Raw genomic sequence first — 20,863 nt, 5'->3', positions numbered from 1 at the left:
CTGGAGTTATTATAGTAAGTTTTTCATATGGCTGCATAATAGTTTTAACAAGCATAATATCCCTCCCTTTTATAAAGTCCTTTACTATAAATTAATTATACAATTTAATATCCAGATTATGCTATATATTTTAATTGTTTCCGTTAGAGTTAACAATTTTTTCAATATTACTCTACAACAAATCAGACAGCATTTCGCTATACTCCTTACTCCCAACAATTCCCTGGACCTTTATAGCTTTCATTGAATATTTTTCAATTAAGGGCTCATAAAATTCCTTGTTAGAATCTTCAACGTAAAAGAATATAGCCTTTCCTTTTTTATCCTTCATACTCTCGTCAAACTTCTTTATCTCTTCTTCATTTTTGAATAAATCCTGCAGTTTTATGGATTTTAAGCCTAAATACTCAATTAGATATTCAGTATAGTCATCATGAAGACCTATATAGGACTCTTTAAAAGTGCTTGACAGCTTTTTAAGCTTAACTTCCTTTTCTTCTATACTTTTAATCTTATTTGAAAAATTCTGCTCGTAAAACTGTCTGTTTTTTGGATCTTTATCCTGTACAGCATTTTTTATGTTAAGCAGCGCTATTTTATAATTGTCAATACTCATCCAATAATAAGGATTTTCTTTTATTTCTCTGTTGTTATAATTTCGGCTTTTACTTAAATTAAGTAGCTTTACCCCTCTAGAAGCATTAATAATTCCTACTTTGCTCTTTTTAATGGTATCGGTAAAGCTTACCATCCAGGGTTCATAGTTTCCTCCTATGTAAATGAACAAATCCTTTTTTGCTATATTGTTTAAGCTGTCCTCTGTATATTTAAAATCCCAGATTTCTTTTTCATTTTTAAACATATAATCAACATAATGCTTATCTCCTACTATATCCTTTACCATATAATATAAAAGTTTATTTGTAGTTGTAATATTCAAAACCACATCCCTCTCAGCAGGGGCTTTGGCGCTAGGTTCATTTATTTCATTGCTGCTGCAGGCTGAAGCTGTTAGAACTATAACAAAAATCATAGCTATAACTAAGATATATCTTTTCATTAAATCCACCTCTTTATTTAAGTAGAATATACATTTTTATTAAATCATTAAATTAATTTTATCTTATTTATATTAAATAATAAACCTTTAATATGTAATAAATACAGTTAATCCTTAAATTAGCTTTCTTTTTTGTATCATATTAGTTAAAATATATACTGTACTTTTCTTTAATGGAAGGGGTATATACATGAAAATAACTGTAAATAATTTAAGTGAAACACTGGACTTAGGAAGAAAGATAGGAATGCTTGCAAAACCCGGAGATATTTACTGCCTGGACGGAGATATAGGATCAGGTAAAACCCATCTTACTAAAGGGATTGCAGAAGGATTGGGGATAAAAGAAAACATAACAAGTCCAACCTTTACCATAGTAAATGAGTACCATAGCGGGAGACTCAAGCTATATCATTTCGATGTATATAGGGTAAATGATCCTGATGAGATATACGCCATAGGTTTTGACGAATACATATTTTCTGACGGAATAACTGTAATTGAATGGGCTGAATATATAAAAGAACTAATACCTGAAGATTATGTCCATATTATAATAAAAAAATCCGAATCCGGGAATGATGACCTCAGAGAAATAACCATCACTTTCCAGGGTTCTAAGTATGACTATTTAAAGGAGCTGGAAATATGAGAATTTTATCTGTGGAATCTTCTTCCGAAACCGCTTCAGTAGCGGTAGTGACTGAAGAAGGACTTTTAGGAGAATTTAATTTAAATTATAAAAAACAGCATTCTGTACTGCTCATGCCAATGATTAACGAGCTCCTGAAAAATTTATCACTTAATATAAAAGATATAGATGGATTTGCTGTTTCTAAAGGTCCCGGCTCCTTTACCGGGTTAAGAATAGGTATGGCTACTGTAAAGGGTCTGTCATTAGGCAGTGATAAACCTGTTATAGCTATATCCTCTCTGGATGCTTTGGCTTTTAATATATTTTCTTCCTCCGGTATAATATGCTCTATGATGGATGCTCTAAGAAATAATGTCTATTGCTGTATCTATAGGTATGAAGGAGATGAATTAAAAGCTTTAACTGACTACATGGCAGTATCCATTGATGAAATTTCTCATAAATTAAAGGAATTTGATGAGAAGGTTTATCTTGTAGGAGATGGAGCTGTCCTTCATAAAGAAGTTCTAAAGAAAAATATTAAGAACTGCAGTTTTTCTCCTAACCATATTAATATACCAAAAGCTTCTGCCTTAGGAGAGCTTGGATTAAAACAATTGTTAAAGGGAAGTTTTGACCCCTTAAACCAGATGGCTCCAATATATCTTAGAAAGCCTCAGGCAGAGAGGGAGTATGAAAAAAAGCTGGGGATAAGCCATGAATGATTATTCTATAATTGAAATGACAGAAGAGCATATAGAGGAGGTTCTTGAAATCAGCTCTATGAGCTTTCCTATCCCCTGGAGCAGGGAATCCTTTCTAAAAGAACTATTAAATATGTTTGCAAAGTACTTTGTTGCTGTTAAGGACAATGAAGTCATAGGCTATGGAGGGATGTGGATTATAATAGACGAGTCTCACATAACCAACATAGCTGTTCATCCTGACTATAGAGGTATGGGAGTAGGAGAAAACATACTAAAATCCATGATTCACCAGTGCAGCCTCCAGCGTGTTAATGCTATGACCTTAGAAGTTAGAAAATCCAATATTCCTGCACAAAACCTTTATAGAAAATATGGTTTTGCTGAAGAAGGCATAAGAAAGGCTTATTACGAGGACAATCATGAGGATGCCATTATTATGTGGAAATATTATTAAAGGTGGGGAAATATATCCCCACCTTTTATGCTAGCTTTTTACTGCGAAGTAAATTTTCTTTTTGAATTATAGGTGAAACCTTCTTATAAATCGCCAGGGTAGACGCCGAAACCATAACTCCCTTTATTAGATTAAAGGGGACTATTCCATACATCATCATTTCATAGGAAGGTGCACTCTTTAAATAAAGTGGTATAAGCACATAGTAGTTAGCTATAACACCGGCTAAAGACATGGATAAAGTAGAAATAATCATACCTATTAAAGCACTCTTTATATTTCTTCTTCTTTGATAAATAAAAGAAGCAGGAAAAATAAAAGAGACTCCTATTATAAAATTAGCAAATTCTCCAACGCCCCCTGTTCCTGATCCCTTTATTAAAAATATAAGGAATATTTTAAAGGCTTCTATAATCACTCCCGCTAAAGGTCCTAAAGCAAAACCTCCTATCAAAGCAGGAACATCACTAAAGTCTATTTTTAAAAAAGGTACAGTTGGAAGTACAGGAAAATCGAAATACATAAAGATCACCGCTATAGCTGAAAGCATGGCTGCCTTTACTAAATAATTTGTTGCTCTAGTCACATTGTTATTCATTAATAATACCTCCTAAAGATAATATTAACTCATATCTTCATGGAGAACTGTTGAATTGCTTTAAAGCACTTAATTGATATTTAACATCAATTAAAAACGCCCTGATAATTATCAGGGCGTATAAAACAATTCAAAACCATTTCTACCTTCTTTCATCCAGACTATACTGTCGGCTTCGGAGTTACACCGAATCTGCCTTACGGCTCGCGGGCTTTACCGCCGGTAGGGATTTACACCCTGCCCTGAAGATAATTGTTATTTAATTCAATTATATTATATTCCATGTATACTGGAAATGCAATAGTAAGAGCTATTCTTTTTTCATAGAAAGAGATATTCTTTTTCTCTTTTCATCAATCTCTAAAACTCTAACCTCAATAACATCTCCAACCTGAACTATATCAAGAGGATGCTTTACATATCTATCTGCCATCTGACTTTTATGAACAAGCCCATCCTGATGTACCCCTATATCAACAAAAGCACCGAAATCAGACACATTTCTTACCGTTCCCATAAGGGTCATACCGGACTTTAAATCACTGATATCTAATACTCCGCTTTTAAAAATCGGTTTTGGAAGCTCTTCTCTAGGGTCTCTTCCCGGTTTCTTTACCTCTTTTATTATATCCTTCAGTGTTGGAACTCCAATATCAAGCTCCTGAGAAAGATTATCTATTCCTTTGAGCTTAACCCTTTCATCCATATCCTTAAGCATTCCTTTTTTTAAATCTTCATCCTTATATCCCAGAATACTTATTAACGCTTTTGCCTTATCATAGGATTCAGGATGTACAGAGGTGTTATCTAAAGGCTCTCTGCTTTCAGGAACCCTCAAAAATCCAGCACACTGTTCATAAGCCTTCTGTCCTAACCTCTTAACCTTTAAAAGTTCTTTTCTGTCTTTAAACTTTCCTTTTTCTTCTCTGTAGTTCACTATATTTTGAGCTATGCTGGAGTTAATTCCTGCAATATAGGAAAGAAGTGCTGGTGTAGCAGTATTTAAATCTACCCCTACTGAGTTTACACAGTCTTCCACTATGCCCTTTAGAGACTCATCAAGCTTTTTAGCAGCTACATCATGCTGGTACTGTCCCACTCCTATGGATTTAGGATCGATTTTTACAAGCTCTGCCAGCGGATCTTGAAGCCTTCTTCCTATAGAAATAGCGCCTCTAATGGTTACATCCAAATCAGGATATTCCTTTTGTGCAAGCTCAGATGCTGAATAAACAGAAGCCCCTGCCTCTGATACTATAACATAATAAACATCCCTGCCTGTTTCACTTTTAATTTCATTTATCATTTCGCTGATAACCTCTTCCGATTCCCTGCTTGCAGTACCATTTCCTAAAGAAATAACTTCAACGTCATATTTATTAATAAGCTCCTTAAGGATTTTTATAGTACCTTTTATATCCTTCCTGGGAACGGTAGGATACACTGTAGCTTTATCAAGAAACTTACCGGTTTCATCCAATACCGCTACTTTGCATCCGGTTCTAAAGCCAGGGTCATATCCCATTACAGATTTTCCTTTTATAGGTGACTGCATCAATAAAGCCTTTAGGTTTGCCTTAAATATTACTATAGCTCCCTCTTCGCCCTTATCTGTGAGTTCGGATCTTATTTCTCTTTCCACTGAAGGGTATATAAGTCTTTTCAAAGAATCCTTTACCGCTCTCTCAATAATGAAATCTGTATTTGTATTACCTTTAAGGCATTTGCTGTTTAGATAGCTTATTATTTTATCTTCGTTGGAGGATATTTTAACTGAAAGAACCTTTTCTTTCTCACCGCGGTTTACAGCCAGTATTCTATGGGGAGGAAGATTCCTCACAGGCTCACTGTATTCATAGTACATCTCATAAGGAGTAGGTTCCTTGGAACCTCCCTTTGTTTCCAGAAGCCCTTCTCTTTTAATGTATTCTCTTATCCACTTTCTAAAATCTGCATTGTCGGAAATTAGTTCACTAATTATGTCAGATGCTCCGTTAATGGCATCTTCTTCAGTATTTACACCCTTTTCTTCATTTATGAAAGCAGAGGCTTCTTCATATAAATCCTTATGTAGTTTTCCTTCCCAAATGCTCATAGCAAGAGGCTTTAATCCCTTTTCTTCAGCAATAGTTGCCCTGGTTCTCTTTTTAGGCTTAAAGGGTCTGTAGATATCCTCTACCTCTGTAATAGTTTCAGCTTTTAATACGCTTTCTCTTATTTCCGGAGTAAGTTTATCCTGTTCTTCAATGAGTCTTATAACATCTTCTTTTCTTTGATGCAGATTTCTTAAATATTCTAATCTTTCGCTTAATTTTCTTAACAATTCATCTGTCAAACCGCCGGTTTTTTCTTTTCTGTATCTTGCAATAAAGGGAACGGTATTTCCTTCATCCAGCAGTTCAATGGCACTCTCCACCTGTTTTAAAGATATTTCCAATTCTTTAGCTAATAATTTTTGAATATTGTCCATAATGGCCTCCTTTAAGGTGTTACAACTATTAATTATATAGATTTCATTATTCCTTTTCAAGGTAAGATAACTATGCTTACGCATATATGAACTTATGATTTCATAAACATTTATATATAATACTTATCGAGGTTTAAAATGAAAATTTTAATTAAGTACCTTTTAACCTGTCTCATTCTTTCCTTTAATTTGTTTTTTATTTTTTTAAATAAAATAAATGCTTTTAATGTTAACAATGTCATTAATGATATAGAATTTCTGCCCTCTGATAATTTTAAGGGAAGGCTGACAGGAAGCATAGAGAATAAAGCTTCAGGAGAGTTTATAAAGCACTCCTTTATTAAATCTAATTTACTCCCCTATAAAGGCTCTTACTATGAAAGCTTTAAAATCGAATATCCTGAAATGATAAATAAAACACCTTTTCTTGAAGTTGAAGGAAGAGATAAAAATCATATTAAAAGCTATGTTTACGGTGTTGATTATAAGGAAGATTTTATTAACTTCAGAGAAAATTATATTAATTTCTCATGGAAAGATATTAAGCTCAGCGATGGTGCAATAATAGCTGAAAAAGATAATAAAAAGGTAATTTTTTTTCTATCTAAAGAGAATACTTTTAATTTTAGAAGCTCCTTTATAAAAGAAGCATTTTATGATATGTATATAATGATTAACAAAAATACTTATAATGATATATTAAAGGAATTAAGAAAAGGAAATATGGTTAAATGTAGTATTCCCTATATAATTAAAAGCGGTGAAGCAGATAATATAACTGCTGTTCATCAGGGATTGGAAGCAGGCAATCCTATTTTAGTAATATCTGCCCATTACGATCACATAGGCTTTGATTTCCTAGGAAATGTATATAATGGAGCTTTAGACAACGCCTCAGGTACAGCATTTATTTTAGAGCTTTCCAGATACATGAAAAATCTCGGTCCTTCAGACAGGGATATCCTTTTTGCAGCTTTTAATGGAGAAGAATTCGGATGCCTGGGTTCTAAAAATTTTGTTTATGCTAATTTAAATAGTCTTAAAAATTCTTCACTTTACAATTTTGATATGATAGGTAGTAATAAATCCCTTCCTCTAAGCATTATAGGCGGTAAAAACGACAATGAAAGCACTTATCTAATCCATTCTCTTTCCACCGCCTTCGTCAGGAGAAATATAAGCTATTCAAGTGCCTATGAGGATTCCAGCGATCATATGTTTTTTAGAAAAAGCAACATAGAAGCGGTAACCTTATGTCAGGAAGATTTGGAAAGGATTCATACCCCTTCAGATAAAATTGAATTCATAAGCCCAAAAGCCGTAAAAAGCGCCTTTAAAGCCTTTTCCAAGGAGCTTATAAGAAGGGCTTATAAGCAAAATATTTTTATCTATTATAATAATGTAGGCTTAATCCTGACTTTATTGTTATCCCTTTTTATATCTTATTATCATATAAATAATAACTAATAAAAACCAGACAGAGTTTACAAAACTCTGCCTGGTTTTTAAATTACTATGGTTCCATTGCTGCTCTTTTTTAAGTATTCAGCAATAAACATATCTATTTCTCCATCCATAACCGCCGTCACATTGCCGCTTTCAGCATTAGTCCTATGATCCTTAACAAGATTATAAGGATGGAACACATATGATCTTATCTGACTTCCCCATCCCATATCCTTGAGCTCTCCGGTTAAGTCTTCAATTTTTTCTTTATGAGCTCTTTCTTTTAGCTCGATTAATCTGGATTTAAGCATAGACATAGCTGTTTCTTTGTTGCTATGCTGGCTTCTTTCATTTTGACACTGAACTACTATGCCGGTAGGTATATGGGTTATTCTGATAGCAGATTCCGTCTTATTAACATGCTGTCCTCCGGCACCACCTGATCTGTAAGTATCAACCCTTAAGTCCGATGGATTTATGTCTATATCCTGACTTTGAGTCAGTTCAGGCATTACTTCCACAGAAGCAAAAGAGGTCTGTCTTTTTCCATTAGCATTAAAGGGAGAAATTCTCACAAGTCTATGTATACCCTTTTCTGCTTTTAAATATCCATAGGCATAATCACCTTTTACCTTAAGAGTCACACCTTTAATCCCTGCCTCATCTGCAGCAAGAAAGTCTATAGTTTCAATGGTGTAATTTTTTCTTTCACACCATCTTGTATACATCCTTAGAAGCATTTCTGTCCAATCTTGAGCGTCTGTGCCTCCTACTCCGGCATGGAGGGATAAAATAGCATTATTCTTATCATACTGTCCGGAGAGCAATGTTTCTATTCTAAAATCTTCTACGTCACTTTTCAAGGCACTTAACTCTTTCAATACCTCTTTTAAAGAGCTTTCATCATCTTCTTCTATGAGCTCCAGAAGAACTTCACTGTCTTCAAGCCTTTTTTCCAAGGTTGAATATCTATCAAGCTTATCTTTCATTCTTTTAGCTTCCTGAGTAATCTCCTGCGCCTTTGCAGTATTTTCCCAAAAAGAGGGCTCCTGCATTATATTTTCAAGCTCAGCAATCCTTTTTACTAAAGCTCCTCTGTCAAAGTGAAACACTCATTTCATTTAAAGTTCCTTTTAGCTCTTTTATGCTGTTTAATGCATTTTCTCTATCTAGCAGCATTAAATCACCCCTTCATATTTAATAGGTCTTTAAAGAAGAAGATAGATTTGTAAGCAATGTACAAATCTACCTTAATAATACTATACCACTTCTCTGCCACAGCAGTTTTTATATTTTTTACCGCTGCCACAGGGGCATGGGTCATTTCTTCCAACTTTATGTTCTTTCTTAACGGGCTGCTTTTTAACTGAATCATCTCCATGATTTGTATAGGTTTCTTCTGCAACCTTTTCCCTTTCAGGAGCACTTTCAATGTGAACGTGATATAGGAATTTAACAGTTTCCACTTTAATGTTGTATATCATTTCATCAAACATAGCACTTCCTTCAAACTGATAAGCCTGAACAGGATCCTGCTGCTTGTAGGCTCTGAGTCCTATACCCTGCTTTAAGTGATCCATATTGTCAATATGATCCATCCACTTAGAATCAACCACTCTGAGAAGAACAACTCTTTCTATTTCTCTCATTTGCTCTTCACTAAACTGATTTTCTTTATCATTATATATTTCTTTAGCTAATTCCAGGAATTTTTCTTTTATTTCATCGTTTGAAAGAGAGTTTATATCCTCAGCTTTGATTTTTCCATGAGGAACAAATAAATCCTCCATATAGCTTATAAGATGGTTTAAATCCTCATCAAAGTTTTCTTCAACGCCTGTAATATGGGAATCCACAGCTGAGTGTATAACCTCTTGGATCATTTCCTGAATTTGGTCCTTAAGATTTTCTCCATTTAATACCTGAGCTCTCTGACGATAGATAATTTCTCTCTGCATATTCATTACATCATCATATCCAAGCAAAGTCTTTCTTATGTCAAAGTTATTACCTTCTACCTTCTTTTGAGCATTTTCAATAGCTTTAGAAACCATTTTACTTTCTATTGCTTCGTCCTCTTCTAATCCAAGCTTATCTATCATGCCTTGGAGTCTTTCTGAACCAAAAATTCTCATAAGATCATCTTCAAGAGATATATAGAATCTTGAGCTTCCTGGGTCTCCCTGACGTCCGGAACGCCCTCTAAGCTGATTGTCAATACGTCTTGATTCATGCCTTTCAGTACCGATTATCTTAAGTCCGCCGACTTCTACAACTCCTTCTCCAAGCTTAATGTCTGTACCTCTACCTGCCATATTAGTAGCTATGGTGACCATACCCTTTTCTCCTGCATGGGATACAATTTCAGCTTCTTTTTCGTGATACTTAGCATTAAGTACTTGATGAGGTACTCCCTTCCTCTTAAGCATAGAAGATATGAGTTCTGATTTTTCAATGCTTGTAGTACCAACAAGCATCGGCTGTCCGCTTTTATGTGTTTCTACTATTTCTTCAATGATAGCATTATATTTACCTTTTGTAGTTTTATAAACCACATCAGGATGATCCTGTCTTTGAACAGGCTCGTGAGTAGGTATTACAACTACATCAAGGCCATATATTTCCCTAAATTCAGTTTCTTCAGTTTGGGCTGTACCTGTCATACCTGATAACTTATCATACATTCTGAAATAATTTTGGAATGTGATAGTAGCAAGAGTTTTTGATTCTCTTTCTACCTTTACTCCTTCTTTAGCTTCTATTGCCTGATGAAGACCATCGGAATATCTTCTTCCTTCCATAAGTCTTCCTGTAAATTCATCAACTATTATAACTTCTCCGTCTTTAACCATGTAGTCTTTATCTTTTTTCATGGAATAATTTGCTTTTAATGCTTGAGTTATATAGTGCTGAAGCTCCATATTATCAGCATCTGCATAGTTATCAATCCCAAAGGCAGTTTCAGCTTCCTTCATTCCTTCTTCAGTAAGCATTACAGCATTAGCTTTTTCATCAATGGTGAAGTGCTTATCTTTAAAGAGCCTTTTAACAAAAAAGTCTGCAACCTTGTAAAAATCCGTGGACTTTTCACCGGCTCCTGATATTATAAGAGGTGTTCTGGCTTCATCTATAAGAATGGAGTCAACCTCGTCTACTATAGCAAAGTTAAGATCTCTTTGAACCATTTCCTCTTTGTATATAACCATGTTATCCCTTAAATAATCAAAACCAAACTCATTATTAGTTCCATAGGTTATATCTGCAGCATAGGATTCTCTACGCTGATCATTGTTTAAATCATGAAGTATAACTCCTGTAGTTAAACCTAAAAACTCGTAAATCTGACCCATCCATTCCTTATCTCTTTTTGCAAGGTAATCATTCACCGTCACAACGTGAACACCTTTCCCTGTCAATGCATTTAAGTATGCAGGAAGAGTTGCCACAAGAGTTTTACCTTCACCGGTCTTCATTTCTGCTATTCTTCCTTGATGAAGTACCACTCCACCAATAAGCTGCTCTCTATAATGCTTTAAACCTAATACTCTGCTTGATGCTTCTCTTACCACAGCAAAGGCTTCAGGAAGGATACTGTCTAGTGACTCTCCATTTTTAACTCTTTCTTTAAACTCTGGAGTTTTTTCCTTCAATTCTTCGTCAGTTAGTGACTGCATTGCTTGATCATAGCCTTCAATTTTATCCGCTATAGGAAGTATCCTTTTTACTTCTCTTTCACTATAAGTTCCAAATATTTTATTTAATAATCCCATCTTACTATCCTCACAATTCAGTTTTTAGTAATACAACTTAGATTATAACACTTAATTATTGAATATTTCAATATAAATGAATATATATGGAGTTTAAGAAATAATTTAAAATAAAAAATCAAAAATGTAAAATTATAGAAAAAGCTCCTTGAATATGCTTTAAAGATAATTGATAATTAATTATTTATATTTTCTTTAAATATACTCCTATCTTGTGAATTACATCTTATATTAATCATTAGTCCGGCCATAGCAACTGATGAAAATATAATTCCAATAACTCTTATTATTTTTATATAAGGAATAATTATAGTATCAATTACACTTTTAAGTGAATCCTGATCTAGATTTTGAAGAATGAATAAAGTGGTATTTATCTTGCTGCTATAAAAGCCTAAAAGTGCTGATAAAAATATAATTCCAACAATATTTATTAATCTTTTTGTTTTCATTATAATCCTCTCCATATTTATATATTTTTATATTTTAATTTTTCAATGAAAATTAAAATATTTAAAAAAGTATATTCACAAATTTATTTTGTGAAGTAATAATATATTTATTATCTCATAGGTTATGTATTAATTATATAACATACTCTAAATATTTCCATATACTCTATAAAATACAAAAACGAAAAAACAGCTATACAAGGAACTTTTTGTTCCCTATACAGCTGCTTTTACTTTATTTATAATTAATATTCAGGTTCAATCAAACCATAATCTCCGTCTTTTCTTTTATATAATACATTGACATCTCCTGTTTCAGCATTGGAGAATACGAAAAAGCTATGTCCCAGAAGTTCCATTTGCAGAAGGGCTTCATCTTCATTCATTGGTTTTATAGCAAACCTTTTAGTTTTAACTATTTTTGACTGTTCCTCTTCTTCAAATTCATCTTCTTTTATGTTTTCAATGGCAGAAAACCTTAGTGAGTCTCCTGTCTGTCTTCTGGCTAGTTTTGTTTTCTGCTTTCTTATCTGCCTTTCAAGCTTCTCCTCCACTAAATCTATAGATGTATACATGTCCTCTGTATTTTCCTCGCCTCTTAAAATAATACCGTTGAAAGGAATTGTTACCTCTACAATCTGTCGGTTTTTCTGAACACTTAAGGTAGCCTTAGCCTCTACATCAGAATTAAAATACTTACTGAGTTTAGATATCTTTTTTTCAACTGCCTCCTTCAATGCATTAGTAAGTTGAATATTTTTTGCTATTACTGTTACTTTCATAACATTCAGCTCCTTCCAAGCTTTAAAGGCTTTTATGAATTCTTCTAAGTTGATATTTAGTATATATTAATTGTACTTTTTATTAAAGAGTATAACAAGTAGTATCATTTCAATTAACAGAATATTAAAGAAAATTATCACTCTATAACTTGTATTCTCTTTAATTATCCTCATATCATTATATCCTTTCGGCTTTGATATATTATATGAAAAAGTGTATAATTATATGTGGAGATAAAAAAGGTTATCAACTTATATATAAGTTGATAACCTTTTTAGCTAGCTGACCTGGTCTTTGACCCCACACTCGCCTGCTGGAGTTTTTGCTACCCGGACTTAACCTCTCACTACTAGCTCTCTCAGATTAAACTGGCAGGACTTACTTCTAAGCCGCACCATGATCATTAAAACTTTGTTTAACTTACGTGGATCGTTTCGCCTGCGACTGGCATCGACTTTCAACCACAAACCTAGCTACATAAATATTATACATTACTTTTCGCTAAGGTCAATATTATTACTTCAAAAACATCTTTGGATAATAACTGTTCAGAACAGTGATATACCGTAGCTCCAGTAGTGAAAACATCATCAATTAATAGTATTTTTTTATTTTTTATATTAAATGCATCCTTTACCGAAAAGATACCTTTTAGATTATTCAACCTGTCTTCCCTTGAAAGCTTTTTCTGCTCCATTGCTCCTTCCTTTCTCATCAAAAGACTGCAACACTTCTTATTTAATGCTTCAGCCAGTTTAAGGGCCAAAACTTCACTTTGATTAAAGCCTCTTTTTCTTACTATTTTTTTAGTGGATGGAACATAAGAAATAATATCGAACTGTATATTATTTCGTTCTATACATTCTTTCATTTGAGAAACAAAATAATCGCTGCAGTTGAAATTACCTTTATACTTAAATTTAAGTAAAAGCTTTTTAAAACTGTGAGAATAATATGCCACGCTATAGCACTTTATTTTTATGCTTGATTCACAAAGATTTATATAATACGGTGTTTTTACATAGCTTATTTTGCTTGAGCATTTACTGCACAGATAATTAATGGAGATGCTTTCACAGCACAGGCATCTTCCACAGAAAGGAAATACAATATCAGAGAAGCCTTCAAAACAGAGCTTAATTAACTGAACAAGCCTCTTTCCCATGCTAATTTATTGTATTTTCTAGTGATATCTTTTGCTTTTTCCATTTCCTGAGTAACTTCGTTTGCAAGTAATAGCACCTCACCCTTTGAATTATTATATACGCTCACTTTTCCGCAGAAATATATCAGTTTTTTATAATCAAATATTCTGTTATCAGCATTAAAAACAATAATATCTATATTGTTTATGTTTTCAAAATAATCTTCAAAATAGTTGGTTACCACTATAACAGGGATGTCTCTGCTTTTAAGAAGATATTCAAGCTTTCTGTCCTTTTTATCACCTTTAAATCTGTGAATAAGAGTATTTAAATTTTCTTTTAGCGCTAATAAATATTCATATACCCTGTTGGCATTTTCATCATTAGGGGTGTATATAATCACCTTTCTTTTTAACTTTATAAACCATGTAAGATAATCATACATTATATAAGGTATATCTCTGTTTAAATCAATACGTGTAGATATAGTCCTTGGCTCTGCTATAAGATATTTACCTCTAAAGCAGGGAACCTCGATAACAGTACTGTTTAAGAATATAGGCTCCATAGAATATGCTATAATCTTGGGCGAATATTTATATAAGAAGTTTAAAAGCACTTGAATCTCCATTTTAGAGTAATTTGAGTACCCCTCTATATCGTCATAAATTATTAAATCAAAATCTCTATTAAAATATATGGCATTTTCATGATTAGTAAATATAATGTGGGAGTTTATATTAGTATCCCCGCTTCTAAAATAGCTGTAGCTTTTTATACTTTTATCCTGTTTAAAGTGTTTTAAAACCTCTATGCTTTTTTCTTCCCTGTTAGTTATATACAACACCTTTTTATTTTCATTTATAAGCTCTTTGATTAAATCTTCTAAAACCGAGGATGTATTGTATGGAGTGGTGACTAAATTCAAAACTGATACCTCTTTATCTGTATACCAATTTTTTATTTTCTTATTTATATACCCCATAGCATCCAATTCTTTTATTGGCTCAGAAATCATACAAACTCCCCCCATTAATCCCTAGATATCATACCACTGTTTAAAACAGAAGATATTCTCCATTCTAAAGAAGAGAATCTTTCGAAACTTCTATTATTTTCCACCATAAATTTTAGTGCCTTAATTGACCCCACTATCACCACAAATTCTTTTGCTCTGGTAATTGCAGTGTAGAGAAGATTCCTGTTCATGAGAAATGGTGAACCCATAAAAGCAGGTATTATTATTACAGGAAATTCACTTCCCTGGCTTTTATGAATGGTAATGGCATAGGCTAATTCTAGCTCGTCTAAAGAAATATTATCATAAATAACACGTCTTTCTTCATCGAAAACTACAGAAACAGAGCCCTGATCCTCGTCGATGTATTCAATTACTCCCATATCACCGTTAAATACTCCTACACCTTCATTTTCTCCATTTCCGCAAATTCTAACCCATTTTAAAGTATAATTGTTTTTGACCTGCATAACCTTATCACCAACCCTAAAGACATAGTCTTTATAGGATTTTTCAGGTTTATTTTCTTTATAAGTGTTTAATAATTCCTGGAGCCTTAAATTTAAATTAACCACCCCTAAATTACCTTTTTTCATAGGAGAAAGCACTTGAATGTGCTTTAGTTTATCCCAGCGGTTATTAAATTTAGGAAGTCTTTTGTCTACAAGTTCCAGAAGAGTTTTAAGAATCATTGAAGGATTTTCTTCATTAATAAAATAAAAATCCCTTTCCCTGCCATTTAGTATAGGCATTTCTCCCTGGTTTATTTTATGGGCATTAATTGTTATTAAACTTTCTTTAGACTGCCTGAAAATCTCTTTTAAAGGAACCACCGGTGCACACCCGCTGTTTATAATATCCTTTAAAACATTTCCCGGTCCTACAGAAGGGAGCTGATCCACATCTCCCACTATAACTAATCTTGTTCCTGATTTGATTGCTTTTAAAAGGTTATTCATAAGCACAACATCTATCATGGAAGCTTCATCAATTATTACCACATCACAATCTAAAGGAGAATCTTCATCTTTAGAGAATACAGACATTTCTTCATCTGTAACTCCCATTTCTAAAAGTCTGTGTATAGTTTTAGCTTCTCTTCCGGTGGACTCAGACATGCGTTTAGCTGCCCTTCCTGTGGGAGCTCCCATAACTACCCTCATCCCGCATTTTTCAAATATGTGGGTTATACATTTAATAATGGTGGTTTTACCAGTTCCAGGTCCTCCGGTTATAACTTCCACTCCGTTTTCTAAAGCCCCCTTTATAGCCTCCTTTTGGGAAGGCGCAAAAGAAACATGATTTTCATTTTCAAATATTTTTATTTCTTCTTCTATATTTATATTTATATCTTCATACTTTATGAGAGCTATGCTTAATAAGTTCTTAGTTATACCCAGCTCACAATAATAATATGGCAGACTGAAAGCAGCATTTTCTCCATTAATATTTTCAAGTATTATCTTAGAATCAGCTGCTGTATTATATATTCCTTCATTTATCTTAACTTTTTCTACATTTAGTATCTTTACTGATTCTTCTACAAGCTTGGTTAAAGGCATATATGTATTGCCTTCTGCACAAAATTCATTTATTACATATCTGATTCCGCTTTGAATTCTAAAAGGAGAATCCGGTTCTACACCTAAATTTCTGGCAATCTTATCAGCTGTTTTAAAACCAATGCCCGATATCTCATCTGTAAGAATATATGGATTTTGCTTAACGATTTCTATAGACCTGCTTCCAAATCTTTTATATATCTTCATACACTGATTAGGTGTTACTCCGTAGGTTTGCAGAAAAATCATTATATTTTGTACTTCTCTCTGCTTCTTATATGAATCTTTAATTATTTCGATTTTTTTGTTACCAATCCCCTCTATTTCTCTTAACCGCTGTATGTCCTCATCTAAAACCTTTAAAGTATCTTCACCAAATTTATCAACTATCTTTTTTGCTGTGACAGGGCCTATTCCCATTATAATTCCGGATGAGAGATACTTTTCAATGCCGTTTAAGGTGGTTGGTCTTACTTCTTCACAGCTGGCTATTTTGAACTGAGTCCCAAACTGAGGATGCTTTACCCATTCCCCTGTAAGCTTTAAATTCTGACCCTCATTTATATAGGGCACATAACCAACTACAGTTATGCTGTCTTTAGCATTATCTAATTTTGCCACCACGTATCCGTTATCTTCATTTTTATATATTATACCTTCTATTAATCCAGAAATCTGCTCCATTTAATCTCTCCCGCGTGATATAATGAAAGTCTTATAAAACTTTACAAATCATAATTATTATACCATAATAATTATATACCTTAATTATAAACCATAATATTAATTATAACCAATATATACTAAGGGGTGATTTCATTGATAATTAAAAATTGCAGAATTATTTTTGAAGATAAAATTTCAGAAGGTTCAGTCAAAGTTAATAATGGTTTAATTGAAAAAATAAATCCTGAAAGTCAGGAAGATGCTTTGGTAATAGATGCTGAGGGTGCCTATCTGTCACCTGGATTTATAGATGTTCACATCCACGGAGCCGGTGGAAGAGATACTATGGAAGGCTCCTATGAAGCCTTAAATGTAATTGCCAAGGCTATAGCAAAACACGGAACCACCTCCTTTCTTCCAACCACTATGACGGTAGATAAGGACGAGGTAAAAACTGCTGTAAAAGCAATTTATGAGGCAAAAAAAACAGGTACAGAAGGCGCAAATGTGTTAGGAGTACATTTAGAGGGTCCATTTATAAACAGTGCTATGATAGGAGCTCAAAACCCTAACTATGTACTTTCTCCATCTATAGAGGCATTTAAATATATGACCGGAGAATTCGAAGACGCAGTTGTGTGCGTTACCCTTGCTCCAGAGGTAGAGGGCGCAAAGGAATTAATAGCATATCTAAAGGAAAAGGGCATAAGGGCTTCTATGGGACATACTAAAGCCACATATGACCAAGCTATAGAGGGTATAAAATGCGGTGTTTGTCATTCTACTCACCTTTTTAATGCCATGACTCCCCTTCATCACAGAGATCCCGGTGCTGTAGGTGCAATCTTCGATACTGATATCACTACGGAAACAATATCTGATGGCATTCATGTTTCCTATCCTTCTTTAAGGATTGCATACAAGCAGAAAGGTCTTGACAAAGTACTGCTGGTTTCAGATGCTATGATGGCCTGCAGCATGCCTGACGGAAAATATTCCCTAGGCGGTCAGGAGGTTATAGTTTCAAAGGGAGCGGCAAGAATAGCAAACGGTGCTTTAGCAGGTTCAGTTTTGACACTGGACAGAGCAGTAAAAAATGTCTATGCTAATACCTCTTATCCCCTTCATGAAATTGTAAAAATGGCTTCCTACAACGCTGCTAAACACTGCGGCGTCGAAGACCACAAAGGAAAGATTCAGGAAGGCTATGATGCTGATTTAATTTTATTTGATGAAGATATAAATATTAAAAAGGTTATTATAGGCGGAAAAGTTATAGATTAATATTTATAAATATAAAAAGTCTAGTTCTTCAATGTGTATATACTTAGGATCAAAAAAATCCAACAACATCTGTTGTTGGATTTTCTTCGTATATCAGTATTATTTTTAAATTTGATATTCTTATAAAATAACGTTATCCTTACAGCTTATATTAAGCTTTACGTTTTTTATATGTTTTAAGAATAATATCCTTTATTTCCTTACGCATCACGCTAGCGACTCTAGAAAACTCCCTGTTTTTTGGAGAAAGAGTAAGCCAGCCTGCACCCAGTAAAGCTAAAACCATGCATAATGACTGACTTACCAAAACTAAAAAATACCATAATACCGATGAGTTAAAGTTTACAATACACTCCGTAATTATTGATAAAATCACATCATAACCTTTTAAAAAATCAAGCAAATAAAATCCCCCAATAAAATAAAGCGGAATACTGAATTTCCAACTCTTCTCATATGCTAGTATCGCAAGAGAAGCAGGTACAGATATTCCTAATATCGAAAGAATAACAGTACCAATAGATAATCCTCCCATAAATCCGATTATAGAAATTTTCTGTATATACATAAGAATTACTATAGAACCAAGAAGCAGTTTTTTTCTTTCACAGAATTCCTTAAGACCTGGGTATTCCTCAAAATATTTTTCTTCACAGTTTTCCACAATGGCTCCCTTTTTCATTTTATAATACTCCCTTCTAATTTTACATTTTACCAATAAGATAAATAATAAATGCAAATAAAATCCTCTATTCTTATCGTAATTAAAAAGAAAACCTTAATGGTTCGAAAAAATCGTCATGTATTAATTGAATTTCAGTAGATACTGCTGCTCTATGTAAAAAGCCCCCATAGAACCTTTGGTTCTATGGGGGCTCAATATTCTGATAGCCTTTATAGATATTTCTTTATTTCATCTACTTTATTTAACTCTTCCCAAGGAAGGTTCAAATCAGTTCTTCCGAAATGTCCGTAAGAAGCTGTTTGTTTGTAAATCGGCCTTCTTAATCCTAAAGTTTTTATTATTACTGAAGGTCTTAAGTCAAATACCTTTTCAACTATTTCAACAATTTTATCATCGGAGATTTTTCCTGTTCCAAAGGTATCAACTTCAATGGAAACAGGCTTTGCTACACCTATAGCATATGCTAATTCTATTTCAAGCTTGTCAGCGGCTCCTGCTGCAACTAAATTCTTAGCCACCCATCTGGCAGCATAGGCAGCTGAACGGTCAACCTTTGTAGGATCTTTACCAGAGAAAGCTCCACCACCGTGTCTTCCGTATCCTCCGTATGTATCAACAATAATCTTTCTTCCTGTTAAGCCTGAATCTCCCTGAGGTCCTCCAATAACAAATCTTCCTGTTGGATTTATATAGAACTTAGTATTGTTGTCTATAAGATGTGAAGGTACGGTAGCTTTAATCACATGAGTCATTATATCTTCATGAATCTGCTCCTGAGTAACTTCAGGTCCGTGCTGAGTTGATACAACTATAGCATCTATTCTTACAGGCTTGTTGTCTTCATACTCTACAGTTACCTGAGTCTTACCATCAGGTCTAAGGTAGTTAAGAATGCCGCTTTTTCTTACTTCAGACAACCTTCTTGAAAGCTTGTGAGCCATTGATATTGGAAGAGGCATATATTCTTCTGTTTCATTGGTAGCAAATCCAAACATCATACCTTGGTCACCTGCACCTACAGCTTCCTCTTTATCAATCTCTCCTTTTTTAGATTCCAGCGCCTCATTAACTCCCATAGCTATATCAGAGGATTGCTCATCAATGGAGGTTAATACTGAACATGTATCACAATCAAAACCATATTTTGCTCTATCATAGCCAATTTCTCTTACAGTTTCTCTAACCAGCTTTGGTATATCTACATAACAATTTGTAGTGATTTCTCCCATTACCATTACCATTCCTGTGGTAACAGCAGTTTCACAAGCTACTCTTGCATTAGGATCTTTATCAAGTATAGCATCCAAAACCGCATCGGATATTTGGTCGCAAATTTTATCTGGATGTCCTTCAGTTACTGATTCAGATGTAAATAATCTCTTCATAATGTTCTGCTTTTGATATATAAATCAAAAACAATTATTCACTCCTTTCTTAAAATTATATAAATAAAGCCTCTTCACGGAGAAGAGGCTTAACGGCATCTCCTCTTATCTCGCAGTATAACTGCAGGAATTGGCACCATAATGTACATAACATCGGTTGCCGGGTTTCATCGGGCCCTTTCCCTCCACCTCTCTTGATAAGAGTATAATCATTATAATTCAATTTTAATAATAAAAGACACTTGTTGGAGTGTCTTTTATGGTGGAGGAGAGTGGATTCGAACCACTGAAGGCACTGCCAACAGATTTACAGTCTGCCCCCTTTAGCCACTCGGGAACTCCTCCATGCTTGGAGCTGGCAATAGGAATCGAACCTACAACCTGCTGATTACAAGTCAGCTGCTCTACCGTTGAGCCATGCCAGCATGATTAAATTAAATGGTGGGAACAACAGGGATCGAACCTGTGACCCTCTGCTTGTAAGGCAGATGCTCTCCCAGCTGAGCTATGCTCCCAAAATATAGATATAATGGTGGAGGAGAGTGGATTCGAACCACTGAAGGCACTGCCAACAGATTTACAGTCTGCCCCCTTTAGCCACTCGGGAACTCCTCCTCATTTGGAGCTGGCAATAGGAATCGAACCTACAACCTGCTGATTACAAGTCAGCTGCTCTACCGTTGAGCCATGCCAGCATTATATCTATCTAATTAATGGTGGAGGAGAGTGGATTCGAACCACTGA

At 34.1% G+C, this 20,863-nt stretch carries 17 protein-coding genes, 5 tRNA genes and 2 riboswitches; of the genes, 5 read left to right on the top strand and 17 right to left on the bottom strand.

Annotated elements, in window-relative coordinates:
• Positions 1–172: 172 nt before the first annotated feature.
• Positions 173–1,060 (bottom strand): metal ABC transporter substrate-binding protein, encoded by an 888-nt coding sequence (locus TA89_RS02840; RefSeq protein WP_040210667.1) that lies wholly within the window; start codon positions 1,058–1,060, stop codon positions 173–175.
• Positions 1,061–1,250: 190 nt separating this feature from the next.
• On the opposite strand from TA89_RS02840, the gene tsaE reads away from it, so the two are divergent.
• The 3 genes from tsaE to rimI are packed head-to-tail and all read left to right on the top strand — an operon-like array spanning position 1,251 to position 2,855.
• Positions 1,251–1,712: a tRNA (adenosine(37)-N6)-threonylcarbamoyltransferase complex ATPase subunit type 1 TsaE gene (gene tsaE, locus TA89_RS02835; RefSeq protein ID WP_040210665.1), complete on the top strand. Its 462-nt coding sequence runs from the start codon at positions 1,251–1,253 to the stop codon at positions 1,710–1,712.
• A complete protein-coding gene (gene tsaB / locus TA89_RS02830; RefSeq protein WP_040210663.1) occupies positions 1,709–2,419 on the top strand; it encodes a tRNA (adenosine(37)-N6)-threonylcarbamoyltransferase complex dimerization subunit type 1 TsaB in 711 nt (236 codons plus the stop codon). Before tsaE ends, tsaB begins: the two co-directional genes overlap by 4 nt.
• Positions 2,412–2,855 (top strand): ribosomal protein S18-alanine N-acetyltransferase, encoded by a 444-nt coding sequence (rimI, locus tag TA89_RS02825; RefSeq protein WP_040210661.1) that lies wholly within the window; start codon positions 2,412–2,414, stop codon positions 2,853–2,855. Before tsaB ends, rimI begins: the two co-directional genes overlap by 8 nt.
• A 25-nt stretch (positions 2,856–2,880) precedes the next feature.
• Here rimI and TA89_RS02820 read toward each other — a convergent pair whose 3' ends face one another.
• Both TA89_RS02820 and TA89_RS02815 read right to left on the bottom strand, forming a co-directional pair.
• Positions 2,881–3,453, bottom strand: coding sequence for an ECF transporter S component (locus tag TA89_RS02820; protein ID WP_040210659.1), 573 nt, complete (start codon positions 3,451–3,453; stop codon positions 2,881–2,883).
• 140 nt (positions 3,454–3,593) lie between these two features.
• Positions 3,594–3,707: riboswitch (FMN riboswitch) on the bottom strand.
• Between the two features lie 56 nt (positions 3,708–3,763).
• Positions 3,764–5,923, bottom strand: coding sequence for a Tex family protein (locus tag TA89_RS02815; RefSeq protein ID WP_040210658.1), 2,160 nt, complete (start codon positions 5,921–5,923; stop codon positions 3,764–3,766).
• Between the two features lie 138 nt (positions 5,924–6,061).
• Between TA89_RS02815 and TA89_RS02810 the strand changes: the two genes are divergently transcribed.
• Positions 6,062–7,390, top strand: coding sequence for a M28 family metallopeptidase (locus tag TA89_RS02810; RefSeq protein ID WP_052447285.1), 1,329 nt, complete (start codon positions 6,062–6,064; stop codon positions 7,388–7,390).
• A 38-nt stretch (positions 7,391–7,428) separates the two neighbouring features.
• Here TA89_RS02810 and prfB read toward each other — a convergent pair.
• From prfB to recD2, 7 genes are all read right to left on the bottom strand, one after another.
• Positions 7,429–8,548, bottom strand: a protein-coding gene (gene prfB / locus TA89_RS02805) for a peptide chain release factor 2 (protein WP_147590049.1) whose coding sequence is annotated in 2 segments (ribosomal slippage) — positions 7,429–8,469 and positions 8,471–8,548 — 1,119 coding nt in all. Because the reading frame shifts where the segments join, the coding sequence is not laid out codon by codon here.
• A gap of 80 nt (positions 8,549–8,628) precedes the next feature.
• A complete protein-coding gene (secA, locus tag TA89_RS02800; protein WP_040210656.1) occupies positions 8,629–11,139 on the bottom strand; it encodes a preprotein translocase subunit SecA in 2,511 nt (836 codons plus the stop codon).
• A gap of 176 nt (positions 11,140–11,315) precedes the next feature.
• Positions 11,316–11,591, bottom strand: a complete 276-nt coding sequence (locus TA89_RS02795) for a hypothetical protein (protein WP_040210654.1) — start codon at positions 11,589–11,591, stop codon at positions 11,316–11,318.
• A gap of 245 nt (positions 11,592–11,836) precedes the next feature.
• Entirely contained in the window at positions 11,837–12,373 is a 537-nt protein-coding gene (gene hpf / locus TA89_RS02790) for a ribosome hibernation-promoting factor, HPF/YfiA family (protein WP_040210652.1), read from the bottom strand.
• 485 nt (positions 12,374–12,858) lie between these two features.
• Positions 12,859–13,539 (bottom strand): ComF family protein, encoded by a 681-nt coding sequence (locus tag TA89_RS02785; protein ID WP_040210650.1) that lies wholly within the window; start codon positions 13,537–13,539, stop codon positions 12,859–12,861.
• The gene (locus TA89_RS02780) at positions 13,515–14,537 is read right to left on the bottom strand and encodes a hypothetical protein (RefSeq protein WP_052447284.1); all 1,023 of its coding nucleotides are present in this window, start codon (positions 14,535–14,537) and stop codon (positions 13,515–13,517) included. The genes TA89_RS02785 and TA89_RS02780 overlap by 25 nt, the downstream gene beginning before the upstream one ends.
• 14 nt (positions 14,538–14,551) lie before the next feature.
• Entirely contained in the window at positions 14,552–16,783 is a 2,232-nt protein-coding gene (gene recD2 / locus TA89_RS02775) for an SF1B family DNA helicase RecD2 (RefSeq protein WP_040210648.1), read from the bottom strand.
• Between the two features lie 135 nt (positions 16,784–16,918).
• On the opposite strand from recD2, the gene nagA reads away from it, so the two are divergent.
• Positions 16,919–18,049: an N-acetylglucosamine-6-phosphate deacetylase gene (nagA, locus tag TA89_RS02770; protein ID WP_040210646.1), complete on the top strand. Its 1,131-nt coding sequence runs from the start codon at positions 16,919–16,921 to the stop codon at positions 18,047–18,049.
• Positions 18,050–18,200: 151 nt separating this feature from the next.
• Here nagA and TA89_RS02765 read toward each other — a convergent pair whose 3' ends face one another.
• The 7 genes from TA89_RS02765 to TA89_RS02735 all read right to left on the bottom strand — a co-directional run bounded on the left by TA89_RS02765 (position 18,201) and on the right by TA89_RS02735 (position 20,814).
• A complete protein-coding gene (locus TA89_RS02765) occupies positions 18,201–18,731 on the bottom strand; it encodes a hypothetical protein (RefSeq protein WP_040210645.1) in 531 nt (176 codons plus the stop codon).
• Positions 18,732–18,943: 212 nt separating this feature from the next.
• A complete protein-coding gene (metK, locus tag TA89_RS02760) occupies positions 18,944–20,119 on the bottom strand; it encodes a methionine adenosyltransferase (protein ID WP_040210644.1) in 1,176 nt (391 codons plus the stop codon).
• Positions 20,120–20,221: 102 nt separating this feature from the next.
• A riboswitch (SAM riboswitch) is annotated at positions 20,222–20,323 on the bottom strand.
• Between the two features lie 56 nt (positions 20,324–20,379).
• Positions 20,380–20,464 (bottom strand) — tRNA-Tyr (locus TA89_RS02755).
• Between the two features lie 5 nt (positions 20,465–20,469).
• A tRNA-Thr gene (locus TA89_RS02750) sits at positions 20,470–20,544 on the bottom strand.
• Between the two features lie 14 nt (positions 20,545–20,558).
• Positions 20,559–20,634 (bottom strand) — tRNA-Val (locus tag TA89_RS02745).
• A 15-nt stretch (positions 20,635–20,649) separates the two neighbouring features.
• Positions 20,650–20,734 (bottom strand) — tRNA-Tyr (locus TA89_RS02740).
• Positions 20,735–20,739: 5 nt separating this feature from the next.
• A tRNA-Thr gene (locus TA89_RS02735) sits at positions 20,740–20,814 on the bottom strand.
• Between the last annotated feature and the right edge of the window lie 49 nt (positions 20,815–20,863).

It is taken from the genome of Clostridium polynesiense (assembly GCF_000820705.1).
Taxonomy (GTDB): Bacteria; Bacillota; Clostridia; order Clostridiales; family Clostridiaceae; genus Clostridium_AA; species Clostridium_AA polynesiense.
This window is presented reverse-complemented; position numbering and strand designations above follow the sequence as displayed.